Annotated in this window: 1 protein-coding gene and 2 pseudogenes; 1 reads left to right on the forward strand and 2 read right to left on the reverse strand. The window is 52.4% G+C overall.

From position 1 onward, the window contains the following. Positions 1-147 precede the first annotated feature (147 nt). Positions 148-327, forward strand: a pseudogene (locus FFT88_RS24695) (IS66 family transposase); the annotation flags it as partial. A 13-nt stretch (positions 328-340) separates the two neighbouring features. On the opposite strand, the pseudogene FFT88_RS24700 reads toward FFT88_RS24695, so the two are convergent. Together FFT88_RS24700 and istA are read right to left on the reverse strand one after the other, a co-directional pair. Continuing rightward, positions 341-718: pseudogene (locus FFT88_RS24700) on the reverse strand (IS110 family transposase); the annotation flags it as partial. Positions 719-855: 137 nt separating this feature from the next. After that, positions 856-1,817: IS21-like element IS21 family transposase (gene istA, locus FFT88_RS24705; RefSeq protein ID WP_135406013.1), on the reverse strand; the 962-nt coding region annotated here is incomplete at its 5' end.

Here is a 1,817-nt window from a genome sequence, read left to right on the forward strand (position 1 = left end):
CTGGTAAGAAGGAGTATCCGAAGCTATTTGTCCACTGGTATTTACTACGTGCATCAAATGAGTGATCAAGAGCCGTATGACGCGAGAGTGTCACGTACGGTTCCGTGAGCAGCCGGGGAGTGAAATTCTCTCCGGCTGACTCGACTCGCGGGTTCTGACAGCGGTGGCGAACATGCGGCGGTGTTGTACTCGCTGATCGGCACATGCCGTCTGAACAATGTGGAACCAGAAAAATGGCTGCGTTACGTCATTGAGCATATCCAGGACTGGCCGGCAAACCGGGTACGCGATCTGTTGCCCTGGAAAGTTGATCTGAGCTCTCAGTAAATATCAATACGGTTCTGACGAGCCGCTTACGCAGAACAAGAACTGACTGCTGTTCTTCTGTTTTAACGGCGATTTCTTTACCTGGCTGCTGAACTGCCATCCAGATAGCCCTGGCATCCATCACATCATTCTTATTGCCCATGACAAATGCCTTAACAAAGCGGGCCTGCAACAACCGGACTTTATGACCCAGTTTTGTCAGTTCCCGGGCCCAGTGCTGAGAGCCTCCACAGGCTTCCATGCCAATCAGGTAGGGTTCGCGGTTACTAAAGAACGTCAGAAAATCTCTGTTGCGTAGTTGCTTATCCACCACTTCACCTGTGTGCTCATTGATGAAGTGAACCTGAATCAGGTGTTTTGCGATATCAACGCCAACCGGTGTATATTTCATTTGTGGAGTCTCCAGTCTGAGGGAGTCTTATGCATCCCGTATTGGGCACTATGATGCCGGAAATCTGCGAGGCTCCACACCTTCCTGTATTTTCCCGCCATCTACCTTTGTGCTCCGGATTTAATGGTGGGAGGCGTTCATCTCATTCTCAGTGGTCGATGTTCCACCTGACTGACCTGCTGCCAGAGCGGGGCGTGATGCTCCGGCACTGTCTGCCAGCCAGACGATGCCGAACAGAGGCGATGTGAGGCCACCAGTTTCTCATTACTGTAGATCCGCAACTCGTCATCCAGCGATATTCGTATCGATACCGGCTGACCACACAGCGCTTCGGGAACGCTGTAACGATTACCGCCAACCTCGATATAGCTGTCCCAGGACACATGGCGGATGTCGAAGTAACTGGTATCGAAGTCCGTATCCGGTAACGGCTGCAGATGTTCCTGCTCCAGCGCGAAGCGCTGTTCCGGCGTTTCTTTGAACTGGCGAAGTTCCCGTTTGTCAGCCACATCGGCTATCCATTGCTCCAGTTGTTGATTGACATGAGTGAAGCTGTCGAACCTGCGGTACCGGACGAAGAAGTTCTCCTTGAGGTATTTCACCATCCGCTCAACCTTACCTTTTGTTCTGGCCCTGCGTGGACGGCATGCCCGTGGCAGGAAGTTATAGTGGTCGGCCAGTAACAGGAATCCGGAGTTGAACACGACTTTCCCGTTGTTATTCTTCAGCACCGCAGCCTTCTGGTTATCAACCAGCACCGTTTTCACACAACCACCGAAGTAGCGGAAGGCGCGAACCAGTGATTCGTAGGTATGCTCAGCATCCTGTTTTGGTGCGGCGAAGACATGGAAGCGGCGGGAGAACCCCAGCGTATTAACCGCAAAGTTAACTTTGCACCGTTGCCCGGCAACCTCCACCTCAACTTCGCCCCAGTCGTGCTGGAGCTGGTATCCAGGCTGAGTTTCGAAGCGAACTGTTCTTTTTGACGGACGCATTTTACGTTTGGGCTGGATGTAGTAACGCAGCATGGAACGTCCGCCCGTATAGCCCATTGCCTTAATCTCCGCGAAGATAACCTCGCTATTCCAGACATTCTCTG

The organism is Escherichia sp. E4930, assembly GCF_005845405.1.
Taxonomy (GTDB): Bacteria; Pseudomonadota; Gammaproteobacteria; order Enterobacterales; family Enterobacteriaceae; genus Escherichia.